General features: G+C 41.2%; 1 protein-coding gene and 1 pseudogene. Both read left to right on the forward strand.

The genetic code is table 11. The annotated features are described in order from the left end of the window. The coding region (locus tag CBF90_RS16135; RefSeq protein WP_088381082.1) for a protein rexA at positions 1 to 620 on the forward strand (620 nt) is incomplete at its 5' end. Positions 621 to 635: 15 nt separating this feature from the next. Next, positions 636 to 737 (forward strand): annotated as a pseudogene (locus CBF90_RS16140) (biopolymer transporter ExbB); the annotation flags it as partial.

Below are 737 nucleotides of genomic sequence, written 5' to 3' on the forward strand. Positions count from 1 at the left end.
CAGTTGAAGATATTAAGAACAGCCTCGCAGATGACGAATCATTGGGATTCCCATCTTTTTTGTTTGTTGAAGGCGACACCATTGGTTTTGCCAGAACTGTTTTCGGGCCGACCACATCCGATCTGACAGATTTTTTAATCGGGAAAGGAATGTCATTAAGCAGTGGAGAGCGCGTTCAGATAGAGCCACTGATGAGGGGAACCACCAAAGACGATGTTATGCATATGCATTTCATCGGCCGAACAACGGTGAAGGTAGAAGCCAAGCTACCTGTATTTGGCGATATATTAAAGGTCTTAGGGGCAACAGATATTGAAGGGGAGCTTTTTGACTCATTGGATATAGTCATTAAGCCAAAATTTAAAAGGGATATAAAAAAGGTTGCCAAGGATATTATTTTTAACCCGTCACCTCAATTTTCAGACATTAGCCTGCGGGCAAAAGATGAGGCCGGAGATATTTTAACAGAACATTATCTATCAGAAAAAGGCCATCTCTCAGCGCCTCTGAACAAGGTCACCAATGCTGAGATAGCTGAAGAGATGGCATATTGCTACGCAAGAATGAAAAGTGATATACTGGAATGTTTTAAAAGGCAGGTGGGCAAAGTTAAGGATTAATTATCAGGAGTAATTATGCGGAACAGAATCATGCCTGGTGTTTACATAGTAATAATTCCTTACGTTATCGTAAGCATTTGCTATCTCCTTTTCCGCCACTACATTCCTGGTGTTTCT

Source organism: Microbacterium sp. AISO3 (assembly GCF_002204305.1).
Lineage (GTDB): Bacteria > Actinomycetota > Actinomycetes > Actinomycetales > Microbacteriaceae > Microbacterium > Microbacterium arborescens.